Genomic DNA, 18,895 nt, shown 5'->3' on the forward strand with positions numbered 1-18,895 from the left:
TTCTCCGTCCTGAAGGGAATCCCAGCAGGACGTGCTGAGGATGAGGCCACGGGCAGGCCAGCCTTGCGAGCCGAGCTCGCTCAGCTCACCAGGCCAAAGCTGATCCTGGTGATGATGCTCGGTGCGCTGGTGAACACGGCGACGTTCGGAAGCCTCACCTTCCTCGCCCCCGTGGTGACCGACAGCGCGGGGCTGGGCAAGTTGTGGATCTCTGCCGCTCTTGTGCTCTTCGGGGCCGGTTCCTTCGTGGGCGTCACCCTCGCCGGGCGGCTGTCCGACCGGCGTCCCGGTCCGGTCATCGCAGTCGGCGGTCCGTTGCTGCTCATTGGCTGGCCGGCCCTGGCGATGCTGGCCAACGAGCCGGTCGCCCTGTTCATCCTCGTGTTCGTTCAGGGCGCCCTGTCGTTCGCGCTGGGCAGCACGCTGATCACGCGGGTCCCCTACGAGGCCGCGGGAGCCCCCCACCATGGCCGGCTCGTACGCGACAGCGGCGCTCAACGTGGGCGCCGCCGTCGGCCCCGTCCTCGCTGCGACCACCCTCAGCACCGAGGTGCTCCGGTGACAGATGCGAACCCTCCCTTGAACATCGAGGGACACCGAAGGCTCGTGGAGCCCTGACTCACCCGTCCCGCGCACAACCCCACCGGGGACGCCGGTCCTTCCCGGGCATGCCTGTCCCGATGGAACAACCGGTACGACACGCACGACGCGGGGCAAGGTCCGCCCGCCGGATCACCCTCGAACTCGCAGACCAGGGAGTCGGATCAGCAAGCGCGCCGTGGGCCGGTGGCCGGCGCGCCCGGGCATCGACCACCGCCGGTTCCTCGACCCCGACGGCGGCGGGTGGCGGGCCCACGGACGCGCTCCGAGCAGGCCGGCGGTCGTCCCCTGATCTCGTGGGCGTCACCAACGGTATGGCCCGCAACCCTCAGCGGGGCGGCGGCTATGCCGGGCGTTCTCCAGGGCGAAATCACCAGGTTCACAGCTCTGGCAAGACGGCATCGGCAGTGATCGCATCGGCTACCTGTTGGACTGTATATCCGTCGGTGTCGATGCGCAGATCACCCATCCCGGCATCTTCCAGACTGGCGGCCGATGCCACCGCCTGATCGGCGACGTGGAGCAGGCGTGTGACGGACTGCCCCCGCAAGGGGTCGCCCGGTTGGGCCCAACTTCCGCCTTGTCCACGGGACATGATGCGTTCCGTCAGGTGCTGCCGTCCGGCGTGCAGTCGGCACAGCGTGAGCTCGGCCGCAGGCAGCGCGTCGGAGTACGCCGTGACCGTGGCCTCGTCCTCGACCGGGCCGGACATGATCAAACACTGGGCCCCGGCCTCACGATAAGTCCGCCACACCGCGGCCAGGTTGCGGGCCTTGACTCGGTGGTTGGCGGGATCGTCCGGAACCGAGCGGTAGAAGCCGAGCTGGTCGAGGTCGAGATACGCGGCGGTTACACCAGCGCCCAGGACTCTTCGGTAGACCTCGAAGCCGACCGTCGACTTGCCGACGCCGGTGGCGCCGCACAGCCACAGAACCGGAAGATCAGCGGAAGGCGCCGCCTGCGCCAAGGCTGAGCTCCTGCCCGCAGCGCTGACCACTGCCGGTTCGGGCCCGTCAGCTGACCGGCCGAGAGCCGAGGCCGGCCATCCACCGGTTCGCTCCCCAACATGCCGCACCACCTCGTTCACCAGCAATCCGCTGGTGTCGACGCAGGCATCCGCGAAGGTGCTCGCGTCCAGGGCGTCGGCCTCCCGCAGCACCTCGTCGACCAACTCGGCAGGACCGCCGCGACCGGTGAACCGCTGCCGAAGCACCTCCCGGTCGGCACGCAGGCGGCAGACCGTCACCGCGGCCTGCGGAATCTGGTCGACGTGCACTCCGCAGGCGGGATCGACGACACCCGAAACCACGAGACACCGGGCGCCTGCCGCCCGGAAACCGGTCACCACCGCATCAACATTGCGTGCCTTCATACGGTGCCGCCCTGGATCCCCCGCAGGCTCGGGGTAGCAGATCCCCAACTGGTCGATGTCGACGAAACCGCTCTCGATCCCCGCCCGTATGAGGTGGGAGTACACCTCCCAGGCAACCGTGGTCTTACCGACTCCTGGCGGACCGCAGAGCCACAGCACGGGGAACCCAGCGCCTCTCACCGGCTTGCCGCCAGATCGGGGCGACGTGCCCTGAGCTCCGGAAGCGCGGGTTCGATGACAGAGACCATGGCCCCGGATTCTCTCCATCGCACATGTGCTTGTCGACAGATTTTGGCGCGCTCGCGGAACGCCCCCCACGAGGATCAGGAGCAGGCACTTGCTGCTGTTGTGTGTCGCGTCTCAGTGCGCTGCGGTGTGTGGTTCCGGAGTTGGAGGTCAGTGGTTACCGCGGACGCGGTTCCGCGTGCGGCGAGGCCCGTCGGGCTGGCGTGGACCATGGCTCTACCTACAGCGCCATGTTCGGGCGAGGCGGGCAGGGGGCGTGCGACCGGGGTCTCGAGGGACTGGACGAGCAGGGCGACGATGCGGCGCCAGGCGACCGGTGCGGCGTCGCCGGTGGCGTTGACGACGCCGGCGTTGGCCGTCCCGCGCGAATACGGTGCGCGGCGGCGATGCTCCGCTCCCGGTTGCGCTCGGTGTCACGGCGCAATGGCTGGTCGGCGGCGGTGTAGGGGGTACTGGGCGCGTGGGGGCACGCCTGCCAGTCCGTAAAGCCTGTACCGAAGCCTGTGAGGGGCCATCTTCCCTGTACGGGTGGGGCGTTGAGGGCTGAAACAGTGTGCCTCGCGGTGTGCACGGGGCGGGGGACAAACCGCTGCACGCGGCTGCCGGTGGCTACGCCGGTGAGGCGGCGACCATGTGCCGGGTCATCCAGCAGTGGGCCGGTTGCTCGCACATGACGGCGAAACCGGCCCCGGCTCGCCCCTCCCCTCCAGGCAACGGCCTCTGCCAGAGGTCACCCGCGAGGGCTGCGCGGGCAGACGTACACCATCGGTGTGATGCTGCCCGGCATCCGCAACCCCTTCTTCCCCGAGATCCTCGACGGCGTCACCAGCCGGGTCACCGAGGCGCTGATCGACCGCGGCATGGACGGCCTCGTCCTGGTCGCGCCCGTCTCACCGCGCTCCCATCTGGAACACGTCGCCTCGCGCGTGCCGACCGTGGTGGTGGTCCGGCCCGGGGCCTCCGCGGCGTACGACACCGTCACGGACGACGATCTGACCGGGGCCGCCCTGGTCGTCGGCCACCTCGCCGCCCTCGGGCACCGTCGGATCGCCCCACATCGAGCACCACGAGACCGACCCGACACGCATCCAGGAGATGCCCAACGCGCAGCGCGCCGAAGGGTATCGGCGCGCGATGCGGGACCACGCCCTCGCGGAGGAGATCGACATCGTCTCCACCAGCTACACCCCGGAGGGCGGATACCGGGGCGCTCAGGAACCGCTCGCACGCCCCAAGCGGCCCACCGCCGTGTTCGCCGGAGAGGACGTCGTCGCCATGGGCGTGCTGGAGGCGGTCGCCGAAGCCGGGCTCACCGTCCCCGGGGACATCTCGGTGGCCGGCTACGACAACACGACGTTCGTCGCGCTCGGACCCATCTCGCTCACCAGCGTCGACCAGGTGGGCCGCGCGATGGGCGACAACGCCGCGCGCCTGTTGCTGGAACGGATCGCGGACCGCCGTAGGCCGTCCGCCCAGGTCAAGCCCTCCCCCACCCTGGTTCCGCGCCGCACCACCGCCGCGGCGACGGGATGGATCCGCCGGCTTGTCGATGGTGCCTGGCGCGGCTCAGCCGCTGAAGGCTTTCGGGTCAGGGCTTGAGGAGCGCCTTCATGGCTCGGCGGGTCTTGTGACCCTCGGCCACACGCGCACGGGCTGTGGGTGCGGCCGCGGCGCCATCACGGGACCGAGCGATGAGTTCGGGCGGTGGATCGGGTCTACCTTGGCATGACTCGCATCATCGCCGACATCTCGGTCTCTCTCGACGGCTTCGTCACCGGACCCGACCCCGGCCCGGACAACGGCCTGGGCACCGGCGGCGAGGCCCTGCACACGTGGGCGTTCTCCGACGACCCCGACGACCGTCGACTTCTGCGCGAGGGGACCGTCCGCTCGGGCGCCGTCGTCCTCGGCCGGCACCTTTTCGACGTGGTCGACGGGCCGAACGGCTGGGACGACACCGTCGGCTACGGCGCAGGGGAGGTCGGTAAGCCCGCGTTCGTCGTCGTGACGAGCTCGCTCCCCGGGTCGGTGCGGACAGCGAACCTCGATTGGACGTTCGTCACCACCGGTCTGCCCGACGCCGTCACCGTCGCGCGCGAGCGAGCCGAGACGGCGTCCTCGGACAGCGGCAAGGACCTCGACGTCATCCTCATGGGCGGCGGCGCCACGGTCCGCTCGGCGCTGGAGGCCGGGCTGGTCGACGTGCTGACGCTGCACCTCGCGCCCGTCGTGCTGGGCGCCGGGACACCACTGTTCACCGGTGGAGCACCGCGCACGCTGGTGCAGCGAAGCGTGATCCCGACGTCGACCGCGACCCACCTGACCTACGAGGTGCTGGGGTGACCCGATGACCACAGCAATGTCAATGGGATCGACTTGGGTATCGAGTCGTTCGGTGCGGAGGACGCCCCGCTCGTCCTGCTCGCGGGCGGGACGACGATGCTCTCCTGGCCCGACGCGCTGTGCGAGCGGCTCGCCGCCGGCGGGCGCCGTGTGGTGCGCTACGCGACCTGCGCGACAGCGGGGAGTCGACCACGAGGGACCCTGAGGCGCCCGGCTACATCTGCGCGACCTCGCCGCCGACGCGGCAGCCCTTGCCGACGCGCTCGGCGGGAGGCCCGCGCACCTCGCGGGGATCGGCGTCGGCGGAATGGTCGCCCAGGTCGCCGTGCTCGACCATCCGGGCGGGCTGGTCCGGTCTGTGAGGCGCGGTCCGCCGCTGTTGGTCCGCCGCGAAGGCCGCCAGGCCGGCATCGCCCACCGTCACCTGATCGCTCATCGTGGCTCCGAAGCCCCCATGCCGGAGCCGGGGCGCAGATGCGGAGCCACGCTGCGGAGCTTCTCGCAGGTCTCCTCCCATTCCCGTTCCGGCGTCGACTGGCCCATCACTCCGGCTCCCGCCCGCAGCCAGGTGCGGCCGTCGCGCTGGAACACGGTGCGCAGGACGAGCGCCGCGTCGAGAGAGCCCTGGTCGTCGGCGGTGAACACGGCTCCGGCGTACAGGCCGCGAGGTTCGTTCTCGTACCGGCTGATCGTGCGCAGGGCCTCCGGCTTCGGGCAGCCGGTCGCGGTGATCGCGGGGAACAGCGCCGCGAACGCGTCCCAGGGGCCTTGGTCGTCGCCCAGGCGTCCCGTGGCGCGCGAGGCGAGGTGCTGCACCGAACCGCGTTCCCGGACCGTCATGAACTCCTCGACCACGACTGTGCCCGGCCGGCAGATGCCGGTGAGTTCGTCGACAGCGAGGCGGACGGAGAGGGCGTGTTCATGGATCTCCTTGGGGTCGGCGAGCAGGTCGGCGCGGAGCCGCGCGGTCTCCTCGGGGTGGGAGGCGAGGGCGCGGGTACCGGCGAGCGGCTGGGTGGAGACGCGGCGGGTACCCCCCCTCGACCTCCACCACGGTCTCGGGGCTGAAACCCGCCGTCCGCCAGCCGCCCAGGTCCAACAGGAAGGACCGCGCGGGGGTGTTGGCGCGGCGGCCCGCCAGGTAGGTGGCGGGCAGGTCGTGAGCCGTGTGCGCGGGCAGCGGCAGGGGCCGGGACAGTACGGCCTTCTGGAGGAGGCCGGCCCGGATGTCCGCCACGGTGCGGGTGACGGCGTGCCGGTACGTTCCCTCCCCTGACCCCAGCAGCCCCTCCACGTCGTCCGGGCCGTCGCCGACCGGCCCGGTCGGACCGGCCAGGGCCTTGGCCATGAGGCGCAGGTGTTCCGGATCCGCTGTCCGGATGCGTGCCGTGCCCGGGGGGGAGGGCGACCTCTGTCGTGGCCAGCATGAGGTGGAGCAGCGGGTCTCGTCCCGTGTCCCCTGTGTCTGGGTGCAGCAGGTGGGCCAGTTCGAAGGCCGCCCAGCCGTACACCCGCCAGTCCCGGTACGGCACTTGGGCCAGAGCTTCCGCGATCTGCCACATCGGTGCCGCGTCGAGGGGCCGGGTCACGGAGCGGTCGCCGCAGCGTGCGGTGATCCCTTCGGCGTCCAGGGTGACGGTCGCCGCGGGTCCGCAGGCGTAGTGCCAGACGCCGGCGCGCTCGTAGACGACGTACTCGTCGCCGAGCCCGGCGCGCGCGAGCCGGACCGCTGCCTCCGCAGGGTCCCCAGGGGACTCGACGGTGTGCTCAGGACCGTGTGCGGGCAGGGCGTCGGCCCAGGAGGCCCAAGGGGTCCGGGAAGTGAGGGGAATCCGGGAGGTCCCGGACTCGGACGGAGGCCCGGACGTACGAGCCGGGTCCGACAGCAGGGCGGTCCGTCGAGGGTCGGTCATGCCGGTCATGAACGGGAGTTCCCTTCGTTGCGCCGCGCGCCCTCGGTCGCGAATTCGCGCGCCAGCGCCGTCAGTGCCTTCTTGTCGGGCTTGCCGACGGCCGTCACCGGGAGGGCGTCGACGCTCTCGACCCGGTCGGGGATCTTGTAGGGGGCCAGTCCGCGTTCGCGGAGGAAGACGGCCGCCTCGTTCCTGTCGGGGGCGGCGGTTCCGGGCCTGGGGACGACGAAGGCACAGGTGCGCTCGCCGAGCAGGTCGTCCGGGACGGGTACGACGGCGGTGTCCAGGACTGCCGGGTGGTGGACGAGTTGTTCCTCGACCTCGGCGGCGGCCACCTTGTCGCCGCCCCGGTTGATCTGCTCCTTCACCCGCCCCTCGACGACAAGGTGGCCGGTGGGGGTGCGCCTGACGAGGTCGCCGGTGCGGTAGTGGCCGTCGGCGGTGAACGCGGTGGCGTTGTGGGCGGCTGCCTTGTAGTAGCCGCGCAGGGTGCAGGGGCCGCGGGTGAGGAGCAGTCCGGGGGTGCCGGGCGGGACGTCCCGGTCGTCCTCGTCGACGATGCGCAGTTCGTCGTCGGGGGACAACGGACGGCCCTGTGTGTGCAGGACGACCTGCTCCGGCGCGTCCGTCTCGGTGTAGTTCAGCAGGCCCTCCGCCATGCCGAAGACCTGCTGGGTCAAATCCATGGTGGTCACGGACGAGGACGGCCGGGTACTGTTCTGCAGCCCGACCGAACCCGGAAGCTGCGCGGGCTCAGACTGGCGGACGCGTGATGACACCAGCGCACAGCGCACTCCTCACGCCGCATCCGCGTCGAGCACGGCATTGCCCGCATGAAGACCAATCATGCACGAGCTCATTAGGTCATGCCCGGGATACTCGCAGACATTTTGGTACGTAATTGACCGAGACATTTTTCGCACCGTGATTCAGCGAGCCGCCTGTAAGATTCTCTTTCATGAACGACGGCATTTACGTAGGGAATGCGGGCCACGACGCCCCGTTGGACCGAGGATGGATACTAGGCCACTTCAAGGAGGTCAGTGACCCTCGGCACACCCAGGCGGTGGAGGTCAAATGGGGTATTCATCCACGTGGCGATGAGCGGCTGGAATGGGTGCGAGGGGAAGAGCGCACTGCCCTCCTGGTCCTCATCAGCGGCCGGTTTCGTGTGGACTTTCCAGGCCGCAGCATTGTTCTCGAAAAGCAGGGAGATTATGTCGTCTGGGGTCGCGGAGTCGACCATTCGTGGTTTGCGGAAGAGGAATCCGTCCTGTTGACGGTTCGATGGCCGTCTGTGGCCGGTTACGCGGTCACTCAGGAATGACTGCCTCACGAAGCGACGAAGCCCAACCGGCCGTGCACGCGTTGCGGACGTACGTCCCGCACAGCCGCCCCCCGATCCCGTCGGCCGCCTCGTGCGCGCCGCGGCCAGCTCCGTGATCCGGTCGACCTGCGCCGTTCGGGTCGACGGGCGGGCGAACGGAGTTCCCCCGGGACCGGGCCCGGTGGGGGTCCGGCGTCATCGCCCGACCCTGACCGCTGCCCCCGTCGGAATCTGGAAGGCAGCAGGCCTAGCAGACGAGCTTCCACTCCTGTGAGCCGTCGTCGGCCGCTTCTGGAGGGTCAGCGGCGCTCCCGCGGACGCCCCGGTCAGGTAGACACTCGTGTTCTTGACGGCCTGCAGCTTGTAGTAGCCGTCGGACGTCTTCACGAGGTTCCAGCTTCCCGTCGCACTGTCGTCGACCCACTGGCCGATGCGCTGACCGACCGTGGCGTTGCCCGTCCAGATGGCCGCCGCGCGTCCGCCCGACCTGTTCAGCAGGGTCGTTCCGCTGTTCGGCTCGGTCACCACGTGCCAGTACTGGGTCTCCGGGTCGGCCGCGGCGCCGGTGTCCTCCAGGACCACGTCCGGCGTGTTCCCGTTGCCGAGGTCTGCCCTCGTTGGTCTTGTTCCCGGTGCCGATCACCTGGCCGGTCCTGCGGTTGACGAGCCGGTAGTAGGTACCGGCCGAGTCCCCGAGGTCGACCTCGGCACAGGCGATCGTGAAGGTGCCCTGGTTGTTGAGGATCGCCACGCGGCCGGTGCTGTCGACGTACTGGAGGTTGCGGCTGTAGCCGGCCGGCGAGGTCGTCTGGTACTCCGTCCACACACCGTCGCTGCGGCCGCTCTCGTTGCCCCACACGTCGCCGCTGTTCGCCGCGTTGCAGACGAGACGCCCGTCGGGCAGCCGGACCAGGACCGGGCTGCCGCCGCCCACGAGCGGACGGGACCCGGCGACGACCGGGAGTGAGCCGACGGACATGCCGGTCTGCGTGCCGCGGAAGAACTTCAGCGGGTCGTCGGCGATGGCGTAGCGGGTGTTGGCCCCGCCGCCCCAGTGCTCGAAGGTGTGCCGGATCCCGCCGGTCGGGTCGTACGCCTGTGCGCCGGACGCGGGGATGGCCGGCAGCGCGGCCGCCGCGCCGAAGGTGCCCAGGGCCCTTCCCAGGGTTCTTCTCTGCATAACTCCTCCTTCAAGAACGATCACCGTGGTGCGCGGGGGCTTCGGTCGCCGGAGCGGTGCACTGCGCCGTAGGGCCGTCCGGCGACCCGGTCAGAAACAGACGCCCGCTCAGGCGTCCGGGGCGGTGCCGTCGCCCTCGACGACGAGGACCCGGACGTCCCACGGGCCCAGGTCCACCTCCGCACCGGCCGGGATGCCGTCGCCGCTCAGGACGTCGGACAGGTGCACCGGGGACGGGACCCGTCGGGGCTCCTAGCTCCAGTTGTGGACGACGTGGACGTGACGCCTTTCCAGTGAGGTTCCGGTCGTGACCTCACGGACTCGGGCAGGTCCCGCCAGCCGCCTCGGGGGCCGGGCGCCATCCAGGCGGCCAGTGACCGGGCGAGGCCACGACCGGGGACATTGGCCACGCAGGTGACGCGGCCGGCGCCGTCTTCGCGGGTGGCGACGGCGGGCCAGCGCCCCAAGTGCGGGTGCTCGTAGGAGGCCGGCGCCTCGGCGTCGCCCTGGAATCGGGCTCGGTCCGGCTTCTCGCAGGCGACCGGGAGGCTTGAACGGGTTGACGGTCACCGGCTCGGACACGGCTGTCCATGGCCGGATGCCCTATGTGTACTGGGCTGCGGGTCCTCCAAAGGGGCCCTCGTCCGCCGTGGAGGGTGTCGCCGTCGGCCTGTCGGTCGTGAGCGCCGCCATGGTCGTACAGGTCGCCCCGGGGGCGAGGTGCCGGAACCCAGGTCTCATCTGGCTCCTGCACCGGACGTCGGCGGCACGAGGTCCGCCGCGACCTGCACGGCGATCTGGACGGCGCGGGCGGCAAGTGGCGAGTGGATCCGGCCGGCCCGCCAGTGCAGGTAGACCTCCCGCGCCGGCAGGGCCGGGCGCAGCTCGTGGATGCGGAGCCGGTCGTCGGACGCGATCTCGGCGCCGCGGACGGCGAGCCACGGCAGCACCGCCGATCCGAGGCCGGCCCGCACCATCGACAACAGGGTGTCGTTGACCGCGGTTCGGAACACGACCCGTGGACGGGCGCCGCCTCGGGCGATCGCCTGCTCCATCAAGGGCTGATCGCAGGTCAGCGGCCAGGCCACCATCGGTACCCCGTCCAGCCGTTCCAGCGGGACCGGTCCCTCGGGGAAGGTGTCGGCCCTGGCCACCAGCAGGTAGGGGTCGTCGAGCAGCTTGCGGTGCTCGACGTCTCCTTCGATACGGCCGTCGTAGAAGAGCAGGTCGAGGTCGCCGATCTGCGGCTGCTCGGGCTCTGCCTCGGACAGCCTGATGTCGCAGCCGGGGTGCTCGTCGCGCAGCCGGCTTACGACAAACGGCAGGATCACGTTGGACACGCTCTGGAACGTGCCGATGTCGATCCGGCCGTCGCCCGCCTTGAACCGGTCCACGGCGTCGGCCAGGGCCTGCGCCTTGGCCAGCAGTGCGCGCCCGTGCTCCAGCACCACGCTGCCGAGCGGAGTGAGCCGCACGGGTCGGGGGCCTCCCGGTCGCTCGAACACCGGGCCGTCGACGGCCCTTTCCAGCGCGGCGATCTGCTGGCTCACCGTCGACTGGGTGTACCCGAGGCGCGCGGCCGCCCGCCCGAACGAGCCCTCCTCGGCGATGGCGGCCATCGCCGCCACATGGCGCAGTTCGACATTGCTCACGCGTTCCAGAGTAGCGAGGTCCATTTGCATGAACGATCGAGGCGATCGGAAATCATCGCTTTTCACAATGGAGTGGCGAATCTAGCGTGGCGACATGACCTCACATCAGCCTCAGGGCGAACGGCTACTGGAGATCAACGGCGTCGAGCTGTGCACCGAGGCCTTCGGGGACCGCACGAACCCGGCGATCGTGCTGATCGCCGGAGCGGCTGCCTCGATGCTGTGGTGGGAAGCGGACCTGTGCGAACGGATCGCCGCCCGTGGGCGGTTCGTGATCCGCTACGACCACCGCGACACCGGCCGGTCCACCTGCTACCCGGCGGGACAGCCGGGCTACTCCCTCACGGACCTGGCCCGGGACGTGCTCGGCATCCAGGACGCCCTGGGCGTCGAACGCGCCCATCTGGTCTGTCAGTCGATGTTCGGCGGGATCGGGCTCGTCCTCGGCGTCGACCATCCCGAGCGAGTCGCGTCGCTGACGTTCGTGTCGACCTCCACCGGTGCGGACGACCTGCCGCCGCCGTCGAGCGACCTGGCCATGACGCCCCAGCCGGACACCTCCGACGCGGCCGAGGTCGTCGACCATGTGGTCGCCGGCGCAAGGGCCTACGCCGGTGGCTCCCCCCACTTCGACGAGGGCACGATCCGCGCGTTGGTCGAACAGGACGTGGCGCGCGCCAGGAACTACGCGTCGACCCTCGTCAACCACTACTCCATCGAGCTCGACGGTCCGGCGCGAGGGGGCTTCGGTGACATCGTGACGCCGACGCTCGTCGTCCACGGCGACCACGACCCCCTGCTGCCGCTGCCGCACGGAGAGGCGCTGCGCGACGCGATCCCCGGTGCAAACCTGCTCGTCCTCAAGGGGGCGGGACATGACCTGCCGAGGCCGGTGTGGGACGACTTCGTGTCGGCGCTGGTGCGGCACACGGAAGAAGGCCTCTCATGAACCGGCTGCGCTCGGCGCTGTGGCTGCCGCTCTTCGACGAACTCGCCGATCCGCGGGTGGTCGCACAGCTCGCCGCCGACGCGGAGGAAGCCGGGTGGGACGGCTGCTTCGTGTGGGATCAGCTGTGCTGGCGTGCGCCCGTCCGGCAGGTCGGCGACCCGTGGATCGCGTTGGCGGCCGTCGCGACGGCGACCGAGCGGATCCGGCTCGGCCCCATGGTGTGCGTGCCTGCCCGCAGACGACCGGCCAAGGTCGCTCGGGAGACGGCCGCGCTGGACCTGCTCAGCGACGGACGTCTGACCCTCGGCGTCGGTCTGGGCAGCGACCGGTTCGCCGGTGAACTGTCCAGGACCGGCGAGGAGCTCGACGACCGGCGGCGCGGGAGGATGCTCGACGAGTCCCTGGCCGTCCTGGCCGCCGCCTGGTCGGGAGAGCCGGTGCGCCATCGGGGCGAGCACTACACCGTCGACGACATCACCTTCCTGCCGCGGCCGGTCCAGCGGCCGGGCGTGCCGGTGTGGGCCGCGGGATTCCCGGGCCACGCCAGGCCGATCCGGCGTGCCGCCCGGCTCGACGGCTTCTTCCCGGCCAATCTGGAGCACCCGGACCAGCTCGCCGAGGTCGTCAGTACTCTCACCGAACTGCGCCGGGGTGAGATGGCGTCGTACGACATCACCGTCGGGCTGCCGGTCGGCGTCGACCCCGGACCGTACGCGAGGGCGGGCGCGACCTGGTGGCTGCCGGAGGTGGACCCGGGCGTACGGCTCGACACCGTGCGGGGCGTGCTGCGCGACGGCCCGGCGGCGTGAGGAGGCGGCCACCTTGTTCGACTACGACGCGGAGCTCGCTCGCTATCACGAGCGGCTGTGGGAGGCGCTCGGCGTCCAGCCCGGCGATCATGTCCTGGACATCGGGTGCGGCACCGGCCGGACCACCCGGGACGCGGCCCGGGCCGCCTCGCCGGGTACCGCGCTCGGCATCGACGTCTCGGGGCCGATGCTGGCGCGGGCCCGCGAACAGGCAGAGGGGGAAGGGCTCCGCAATGTCGGGTTCGTGCAGGCCGACGCCCAGGACCATGTCTTCCCTCCGGAGCACTTCAGCCTGGCCGTCAGTCGGTTCGGCACGATGTTCTTCTCCGACCCGGTCGCCGCGTTCGCCAACATCGCACGCGCCCTGCGTCCTGGCGCACGCTTCGTACAACTTGTCTGGCAGGCCGCCGACCTTCAGGAATGGCATGTCTCGATCCGCGCGGCGCTCTCTCGCGGGCACGCGCCGACAGCGTCGGCTCCGGCGGCCGAAGACGCCTTCGCGCTGGCCGATCCGCGGGTCGTGGTCAGCCACTTGAATTCGGCCGGCTTCACAGCGGTGCACGTCACCGATGTGCGCGAGCCCGTCTGCTACGGCCCGGACGCCGAGAGCGCCCTCGCTGCCGTGCTCCAGCTGCGCATGACGAGAGAAGCGGTCACCGATCTGGATGCCGCGTCGGCCGAAGCCACACTTGATCGGCTTCGGACGACACTCGCAGCACACGACACCGGCGACGGCGTGTGGTTCGACTCGCGCGCCTGGCTGGTCGTGGCACGGCGGCGCTGACAGCGCCGTCACCCGGCACTCCGGCACGGACGACGAGGTGTGATCCGTCGTTCTTCGAGCCCATCCCGCCGAGCCTGAAGGCCGGTTCCTTCCTGCGGCCGCCGGCCATCGCGCGCAGCGCATGCCTCCTTGGCGCCCTCGGGAACGCGGTAGCGGCACATTCCGCCGGTCCCTTCCTCAGGCGGAGAACCGCTGCCGGATGTCGGGGCGCTCGGCCAGGCGCGGCGGATAACCCGGCCCCATCCTGGATCGGGTGTTGTCGGCGGTCATCGGCTCACCACAGGCGGCGCACACCACCTCGGCGTGGCTCTCCTGTCCGCACACGTCGTGGTGGATCACGACCGGCGGTCCTTCCTCACCGGCCAGCCAGCGATCTCCCCAGCTGCTCATCGCCAGCAGCACGGTATGGAAGTCGCGGCCCTTCTCGGTGAGGACGTAGTCGTACCGGACCGGCTCGGTCTGGTAGGGGCGCTTCTCCATCAGTCCCTCGTCCACGAGCCGCCGCAACCGGTCGGTCAAGGTGTTGCGGGCGATCCCGAGGGACTCCTGGAACTCGTCGAAACGCTTGATGCCGTACCCGGCCTCCCGCAGCACCAGCGGTGTCCACCAGTCACCCAGCAGGTCCATCGTGCGAGCGATCGAACAGGGCCAGTTCGCGAACGACGTCCGTCTCATGACGCCAGCATACGAGTCCATCCGATAAAGAGACCCAGCAGTCAGGAGCCCTGAGGTTGTCTCGGAGACACATCGGCGAAGGACCGAGCAGGCACTGCCCGGCAGCCGTCAGCGGTTTCGCCTCATCGACCCCGAAGCGCCTGGGTAAGGTCCCGGCATGGGCATGGGCGGGCACGTTCCGGAGAAGGTGGCCTGGGTTCTGGTGCGCGACGGGCGGGTGCTGGTGACACGCAACCGCGGTCTGGATGTCTTCTACTTCCCGGGCGGGAAGAGGGAACCGCGTGAGTCCGATGCCGAGACCCTTGCGCGCGAGATCATGGAGGAGCTCAGGTCCCGGATCGACACCGCGACCATGGTGCACGTCGGCACCTTCGAGACGCACAGGGAGTCCGACGGATCCGTCGAGTTCCGGATGATCTGTTACACCGCCGAGCACACCGGACCGCTGGTCGCCTCCAGAGAGATCGCCGAGTCGGACTGGTTCGGCTACGGCGATCGTGTGCGGGTCTCACCGGTGGACCGGATGGTGTTCGACGTACTGCATTCCTCTGGACGACTGCTCTGAGCACCGGGCGCCCGGCGCCTCCGGTCACTGGCGCACCTGGTGCGTCTGCCGAAAGGCGCCCGGAGTCACGCCGGCGTGACGGGCGAAGAACTTGCCGATTGCGGCCGTCGATGACGTGCTTGGCGGACTGCCCGGTGGCGGCCGTGCAGGCGCGGGTGAGGGTCTTGACGGTGAACAAGGGCGCGGTGCGCATCCACAGCTACATGTCACCGGCGGACACCTTCCACCCACCACCCAGCTGATCGAGACCCCGGCCCGCCTCATCGCGATCGACGCCCAACTGCTCCCCGCCTACGCCGACGAAGCCATCGCCTACGCCAAGGGCCTCGGCAAGCCGATCGACCGGCTCATCGTCACCCACGCCCACCCGGACCACTACAACGGCGCCGCCGGCTTCGGTGTCCCCGTCCACGCACTGGCCCAGGTGCGTGAGCAGATCATCGCCCGCGGCGACAGCAACCTGCCCACCGAACAGGTCATCCCCCTGACCGACCTCACCCCAGCCGTGGCCGTCAACCCCGGCACCGAGGTCATCGACAGCGTCCCGTTCGTCTTCGAGGCCGTCTCCGGCGGCGAGGCCGCCGACGAACTGCTCATCAGGCTGCCCGAGCAGCGCGTCCTGATCGCCCAGGACCTCGTCTACAACGACGTCCACCTCTACCTGGGCAACAACGACATCACCGGCTGGCAGCAGGCCGTCGACGCCCTGGCCGCCGAGCCCGTATACGACACGATCCCCGCCGGCCACGGACTGCCCTCCGGCCCGGACGTCTACGCGGACGTGCGCCGCTACCTCACCGACGCCGCGCGCTGCTCGGCGACGACGGCGACGGCGACGAGTACAAGAAGGGCGATCGTCGACAAGTACCCGGCCCACGTCGGCCCGTTCATCATCGACATCGCCAACCGGTCCCTGTTCCCAGCAGGCCCGGTCGGCAACTGAACGCCGTCGGGCTGATCCACCCCTGACAGCCACCAGGCACAGCACCAGAACAGACACCCTCCCACGCAGATCACCATCGTCGGCGTCGGCAACATGGCCCGCGCCCTCGCCACCCGCGCCCGGGCCGACAGACACTCGGTCACCATCTCGGACAGCTGCCGCCGAGCAAATCACGGAGGCCGCGGGGCCGAAGAGACAACACCACGTTCGCCACGACCGTGGTGGCCGGGTCGCCGGCGCCGACGAGGCCGCCCGCAAGCAGGTCACGGACCTGGTCCCCTCCGGCGGACTGAACCCGAAGGTTTCCAGCTGCCGCACATGGCCCTGCAGACCCGCGGGGCGGGCCACGGCTGGGCGAGCGCGATCAAGATCGTCGCCCCCTGAGCCGCCGGGGCGCCACCTCGACAGGAGAACCACCCCATGCACGCCCGCGCTTCCTTGACGCCCCTCACCGTCTCCGCGGCTCTGCTCGCGTACCTGACCTTGCCATTGGCTTGGGATTCACTCCCGAGGCGACATTGCCGCCACTGCCGGTGGTGACGCTTCCGTTGTCGGCGCCCTCGGACGAGCACGCCCACGTGCTCAAGTTCCGCTTCTCTGGCGGGATTCCCGGGCTACGGCGACTTCCATGTGGTCGGCTCCTCCGGTGAGGGGTTCACCGGTGGACCAGCCACACCGACTTCGCGACCCCACTCGGAAGAACTCCAACTCTCCCGCAGAACACATCCCATGAATTGGCGTCAGGCCGGGCAACCACCTCGCCGACCACGAAGGCGCGAAAAGTGAATTCCATGAGTCGGTCTCTTGACGCCCACGTTGTGACCGCTCACAATCCTGGCATGCATGTGACCGGTCACACCATTTGGCGTCATCCGGTCCACCCAGACCCCGTAGGCCTCCCGCAACGACGCGGGAGGAGGAGGACCTCCATGCCTGGCACATCCAGCACGTCCAGACGCTTCCGCACCCTCATGGGCGCGGGCGCCGTCACCGCGGCCCTCGTGGGCACGGCTCTGACCGTCCCCGCCGCGCAGGCGGCGACGCCCCAGCTGACCGTGGACCTCGGCCGGACCACCGGCGCCGTTCTGCACGGCGCCAACGGAACGCTCTACGGCCTCAGCGACGACGGCGTCCCCGGCGACAACCTGTTGGTCCCGCTGCACCAGACCTCGATCGTGCAGAAGGCACCCGACGGACTCCAGCATCCCAACGGGGACGCCTTGACGGTCAAGCCCGCCTACGACCGCGCCGGCGGCGGCGAGGTCCAGATCTACATGCAGGACTACTACACCCAGTGGCCCTACGAGAACCTCGGCCTGGACGACTACCTGGCCAAGGTCGACACCATGGTCCGCAAGGTCGCCGCCCGCCCCGACGTGGACGACTTCGTGTGGGTGCCGTTCAACGAGCCGGACGGCATCTGGTACCAGGGCCTGGGCAGCTCCGACACCGCCACGTACACCAGCACGCGTGACAGGTTCGAGAGCGACTGGGCCACCGTCTTCAAGAAGATCCGCTCGATCATCCCGAACGCCCGGATAGCCGGCCCCAACGAGACCCACTACGACGCCCGCCTCATGCGCGACTTCTACCCGTGGGCCAAGGCCAACGACGTCCTCCCCGACGTCACCACGTGGCACGAGCTGGACCCGGGCTCGCTCGCGGACTTCGAGTCCAACCTCGCCGCCTACCGGACGATCGAGAAGAACGCCGGCATCTCCCCACGCCCGGTCAGCATCAACGAGTACGCCAACCGGCGCGACCAGTCCGTGCCCGGGCAGATGGTCCAGTGGCTGTCGATGTTCGAACGCAACAAGGTCTACGCCGACCAGGCGTACTGGAACATCGCGGGCAACCTCAACGACAACGCCGTCCAGACGAACATCCCCAACGGCACCTGGTGGCTGCTGCGTTGGTACGCGGGCCTGACCGGCAAGACCGTCGAGACGACCCCGCCGCAGGCCAACACCACCGACACCCTGCAGGGCATCGGGTCACTGGACACGAGCCGCAAGCAGGCCCAGGTGCTCCTGGGCGGCGGGACCTCCGGCGCCGTCGACACCGTGCTCCGGCACATCCCCTCCTCCTTCGGCGGCAAGGTCAACGTGACCGTGGAGCGCGTCGGTTGGAGCGGCTACGAGGGCGCCGCCGCCACGCCGAGCGCGGTCTCCCGCACCACCCGTACCGTCGGCAAGGACCGCGCGGTCACCGTGCCGCTGACCGGCCTCGACCCCATGTCCGCCTACCGTGTGACCGTCAACCCGGCCGGCGACGGCACGCCCGCCGCGGCGAGCCTGCCCTGGTCCGCGTCGTACGAGGCCGAGAACGCCGCGATCACCGCGGGGACGGTCTACTCCCAGGGCTCGCGCTCCAACCCCTACGGCTTCGCCACCTCCGGCACCAAGGACGTCGGCAGCCTCAACCAGCCGACCAGCAAGGTCGACTTCACCGTCGAGGTCCCGAAGACCGGCACCTACGACCTGGACGTCTTCTACGGCAACCAGTCCGGCACCCCCTCCACCCAGACGCTCACCGTGGACGGCGGCTCACCGGTGACCCTCACCTACGGGTCCACCCTGAACTGGACGTACCGCTCGATCGTGCGCACCCCGGTCACCCTGACGGCGGGCACCCACACCCTGTCCCTGGCCAAGGGCATCAGCGAGGTCACCCTCGACAAGATCGACCTCACCGCGTCGGCCACCCCGCAGGCCGTCTACCCGGCGACGTACGCCGACATCACCGGATCACCGTCGTACGACTACTCCGCCTCGGGTGTCAGCGGCGCCGGTGCCCTGGTGCTGGGCAAGGGCGACAAGGCCGTCCTCGACGTCAACGCGCCGGCGGACGGCTACTACTCGGTGCGGGCCGACTACAGCGGCAGCGGAACCCTGAGCCTGGACGGCGCCACCGCGGCCGAGTTGACACCCGCCAAGGGCAAGGGCCGGACCCTCAGGCTGTACCTGTCGGCCGGCAACAACCGCATCACCGCGGCCGCCCAGGGGCACAACCGGCTCTCACTGAGCGATCTTCGCGTCACCGGAGCGCCGAGCACGCAGGGCGTGACCGCCTACGAGGCCGAGGACGGCACCCTCGCCGGGCGTGCGGCCGTCGCCGCCAACTCCTGGACCTCGGGCGGGAAGTACGTCGGTGACATCGGCAACGGCCCCGGCAACACCCTCAGCTTCCCGGTGAAGGCCGACAAGGCCGGGCGGTACGTGATGAGCGTCCGCTACGCCAACAACCAGGTCTCCGGCTCCGGGAACTACAACACCAACGTCGTCTCCCGCGCGGCCGACATCACCGTCAACGGCACCACCCGGACAGTGATGTTCCGCAACAGCTACAGCTGGTCCAACTTCTGGTACCTGCCGGTTCCGGTCACTCTCAAGGCCGGCGTCAACACCGTCTCCTTCGGCAACGACTCGGCGTACGCGCCGGACATCGACCGGATCACGGTCGCACCGCTGAACGGCTGACGCCGTCTGCGGCCGGGGCCCTCGCCGGGCCCCGGCCAACCTACGCCGTTGCGCGGGC

Annotated in this window: 13 protein-coding genes and 7 pseudogenes; 11 read left to right on the forward strand and 9 right to left on the reverse strand. The window is 70.2% G+C overall.

Features of this window, described 5'->3' with window-relative positions:
- Window positions 1-541: pseudogene (locus AB0D34_RS28000) on the forward strand (MFS transporter); the annotation flags it as partial.
- Between the two features lie 438 nt (window positions 542-979).
- On the opposite strand, the gene AB0D34_RS28005 reads toward AB0D34_RS28000, so the two are convergent.
- Together AB0D34_RS28005 and AB0D34_RS28010 are read right to left on the reverse strand one after the other, a co-directional pair.
- Entirely contained in the window at window positions 980-2,152 is a 1,173-nt protein-coding gene (locus tag AB0D34_RS28005; RefSeq protein ID WP_362666377.1) for an AAA family ATPase, read from the reverse strand.
- A 956-nt stretch (window positions 2,153-3,108) separates the two neighbouring features.
- A complete protein-coding gene (locus tag AB0D34_RS28010) occupies window positions 3,109-3,306 on the reverse strand; it encodes a hypothetical protein (protein ID WP_362666044.1) in 198 nt (65 codons plus the stop codon).
- A 7-nt stretch (window positions 3,307-3,313) separates the two neighbouring features.
- On the opposite strand from AB0D34_RS28010, the gene AB0D34_RS28015 reads away from it, so the two are divergent.
- The 3 genes and pseudogenes from AB0D34_RS28015 to AB0D34_RS28025 all read left to right on the forward strand — a co-directional run.
- The gene (locus AB0D34_RS28015) at window positions 3,314-3,817 is read left to right on the forward strand and encodes a substrate-binding domain-containing protein (protein ID WP_362666046.1); all 504 of its coding nucleotides are present in this window, start codon (window positions 3,314-3,316) and stop codon (window positions 3,815-3,817) included.
- Between the two features lie 126 nt (window positions 3,818-3,943).
- A complete protein-coding gene (locus tag AB0D34_RS28020; protein ID WP_362666048.1) occupies window positions 3,944-4,561 on the forward strand; it encodes a dihydrofolate reductase family protein in 618 nt (205 codons plus the stop codon).
- Window positions 4,562-4,588: 27 nt separating this feature from the next.
- Window positions 4,589-4,904 (forward strand): annotated as a pseudogene (locus AB0D34_RS28025) (alpha/beta hydrolase); the annotation flags it as partial.
- Window positions 4,905-4,993: 89 nt separating this feature from the next.
- Here the strand turns inward: AB0D34_RS28025 and AB0D34_RS28030 are convergent.
- The 3 genes and pseudogenes from AB0D34_RS28030 to AB0D34_RS28040 all read right to left on the reverse strand — a co-directional run.
- Window positions 4,994-5,533, reverse strand: a pseudogene (locus tag AB0D34_RS28030) (chorismate-binding protein); the annotation flags it as partial.
- Window positions 5,481-5,909 carry a chorismate-binding protein gene (locus AB0D34_RS28035; RefSeq protein WP_362666050.1) on the reverse strand — a complete coding sequence of 143 codons (429 nt, stop codon included), beginning with the start codon at window positions 5,907-5,909 and terminating at the stop codon, window positions 5,481-5,483. The pseudogene AB0D34_RS28030 and the gene AB0D34_RS28035, both read right to left, overlap by 53 nt.
- Before the next feature lie 570 nt (window positions 5,910-6,479).
- Window positions 6,480-7,148, reverse strand: a pseudogene (locus tag AB0D34_RS28040) (AMP-binding protein); the annotation flags it as partial.
- Between the two features lie 284 nt (window positions 7,149-7,432).
- On the opposite strand from AB0D34_RS28040, the gene AB0D34_RS28045 reads away from it, so the two are divergent.
- Window positions 7,433-7,801, forward strand: a complete 369-nt coding sequence (locus AB0D34_RS28045; protein ID WP_362666052.1) for a signal peptidase I — start codon at window positions 7,433-7,435, stop codon at window positions 7,799-7,801.
- 247 nt (window positions 7,802-8,048) lie between these two features.
- Here the strand turns inward: AB0D34_RS28045 and AB0D34_RS28050 are convergent.
- Both AB0D34_RS28050 and AB0D34_RS28055 read right to left on the reverse strand, forming a co-directional pair.
- Window positions 8,049-8,867: pseudogene (locus AB0D34_RS28050) on the reverse strand (RICIN domain-containing protein); the annotation flags it as partial.
- 851 nt (window positions 8,868-9,718) lie between these two features.
- Window positions 9,719-10,657 (reverse strand): LysR family transcriptional regulator, encoded by a 939-nt coding sequence (locus tag AB0D34_RS28055; protein ID WP_362666055.1) that lies wholly within the window; start codon window positions 10,655-10,657, stop codon window positions 9,719-9,721.
- 70 nt (window positions 10,658-10,727) lie between these two features.
- Between AB0D34_RS28055 and AB0D34_RS28060 the strand changes: the two genes are divergently transcribed.
- The 3 genes from AB0D34_RS28060 to AB0D34_RS28070 are packed head-to-tail and all read left to right on the forward strand — an operon-like array spanning window position 10,728 to window position 13,175.
- The gene (locus AB0D34_RS28060) at window positions 10,728-11,582 is read left to right on the forward strand and encodes an alpha/beta fold hydrolase (RefSeq protein WP_362666058.1); all 855 of its coding nucleotides are present in this window, start codon (window positions 10,728-10,730) and stop codon (window positions 11,580-11,582) included.
- A complete protein-coding gene (locus tag AB0D34_RS28065; protein ID WP_362666060.1) occupies window positions 11,579-12,391 on the forward strand; it encodes an LLM class flavin-dependent oxidoreductase in 813 nt (270 codons plus the stop codon). Before AB0D34_RS28060 ends, AB0D34_RS28065 begins: the two co-directional genes overlap by 4 nt.
- A 13-nt stretch (window positions 12,392-12,404) precedes the next feature.
- Window positions 12,405-13,175, forward strand: a complete 771-nt coding sequence (locus AB0D34_RS28070) for a methyltransferase domain-containing protein (RefSeq protein WP_362666063.1) — start codon at window positions 12,405-12,407, stop codon at window positions 13,173-13,175.
- 177 nt (window positions 13,176-13,352) lie between these two features.
- Here AB0D34_RS28070 and AB0D34_RS28075 read toward each other — a convergent pair whose 3' ends face one another.
- Window positions 13,353-13,850, reverse strand: coding sequence for a helix-turn-helix domain-containing protein (locus AB0D34_RS28075; protein ID WP_362666065.1), 498 nt, complete (start codon window positions 13,848-13,850; stop codon window positions 13,353-13,355).
- Window positions 13,851-14,013: 163 nt separating this feature from the next.
- On the opposite strand from AB0D34_RS28075, the gene AB0D34_RS28080 reads away from it, so the two are divergent.
- Window positions 14,014-14,415, forward strand: a complete 402-nt coding sequence (locus tag AB0D34_RS28080) for an NUDIX domain-containing protein (protein ID WP_362666379.1) — start codon at window positions 14,014-14,016, stop codon at window positions 14,413-14,415.
- Window positions 14,416-14,439: 24 nt separating this feature from the next.
- Here AB0D34_RS28080 and AB0D34_RS28085 read toward each other — a convergent pair.
- Window positions 14,440-14,590, reverse strand: a pseudogene (locus tag AB0D34_RS28085) (AraC family transcriptional regulator); the annotation flags it as partial.
- Between AB0D34_RS28085 and AB0D34_RS28090 the strand changes: the two are divergent.
- Together AB0D34_RS28090 and AB0D34_RS28095 are read left to right on the forward strand one after the other, a co-directional pair.
- Window positions 14,526-15,358, forward strand: a pseudogene (locus tag AB0D34_RS28090) (MBL fold metallo-hydrolase). The pseudogenes AB0D34_RS28085 and AB0D34_RS28090 overlap by 65 nt on opposite strands.
- Before the next feature lie 929 nt (window positions 15,359-16,287).
- Entirely contained in the window at window positions 16,288-18,837 is a 2,550-nt protein-coding gene (locus tag AB0D34_RS28095) for a CBM35 domain-containing protein (RefSeq protein ID WP_362666067.1), read from the forward strand.
- The last annotated feature ends 58 nt before the right edge of the window (window positions 18,838-18,895 follow it).

It is taken from the genome of Streptomyces sp. NPDC048420 (genome assembly GCF_040651535.1).
Classification (GTDB): Bacteria; Actinomycetota; Actinomycetes; order Streptomycetales; family Streptomycetaceae; genus Streptomyces.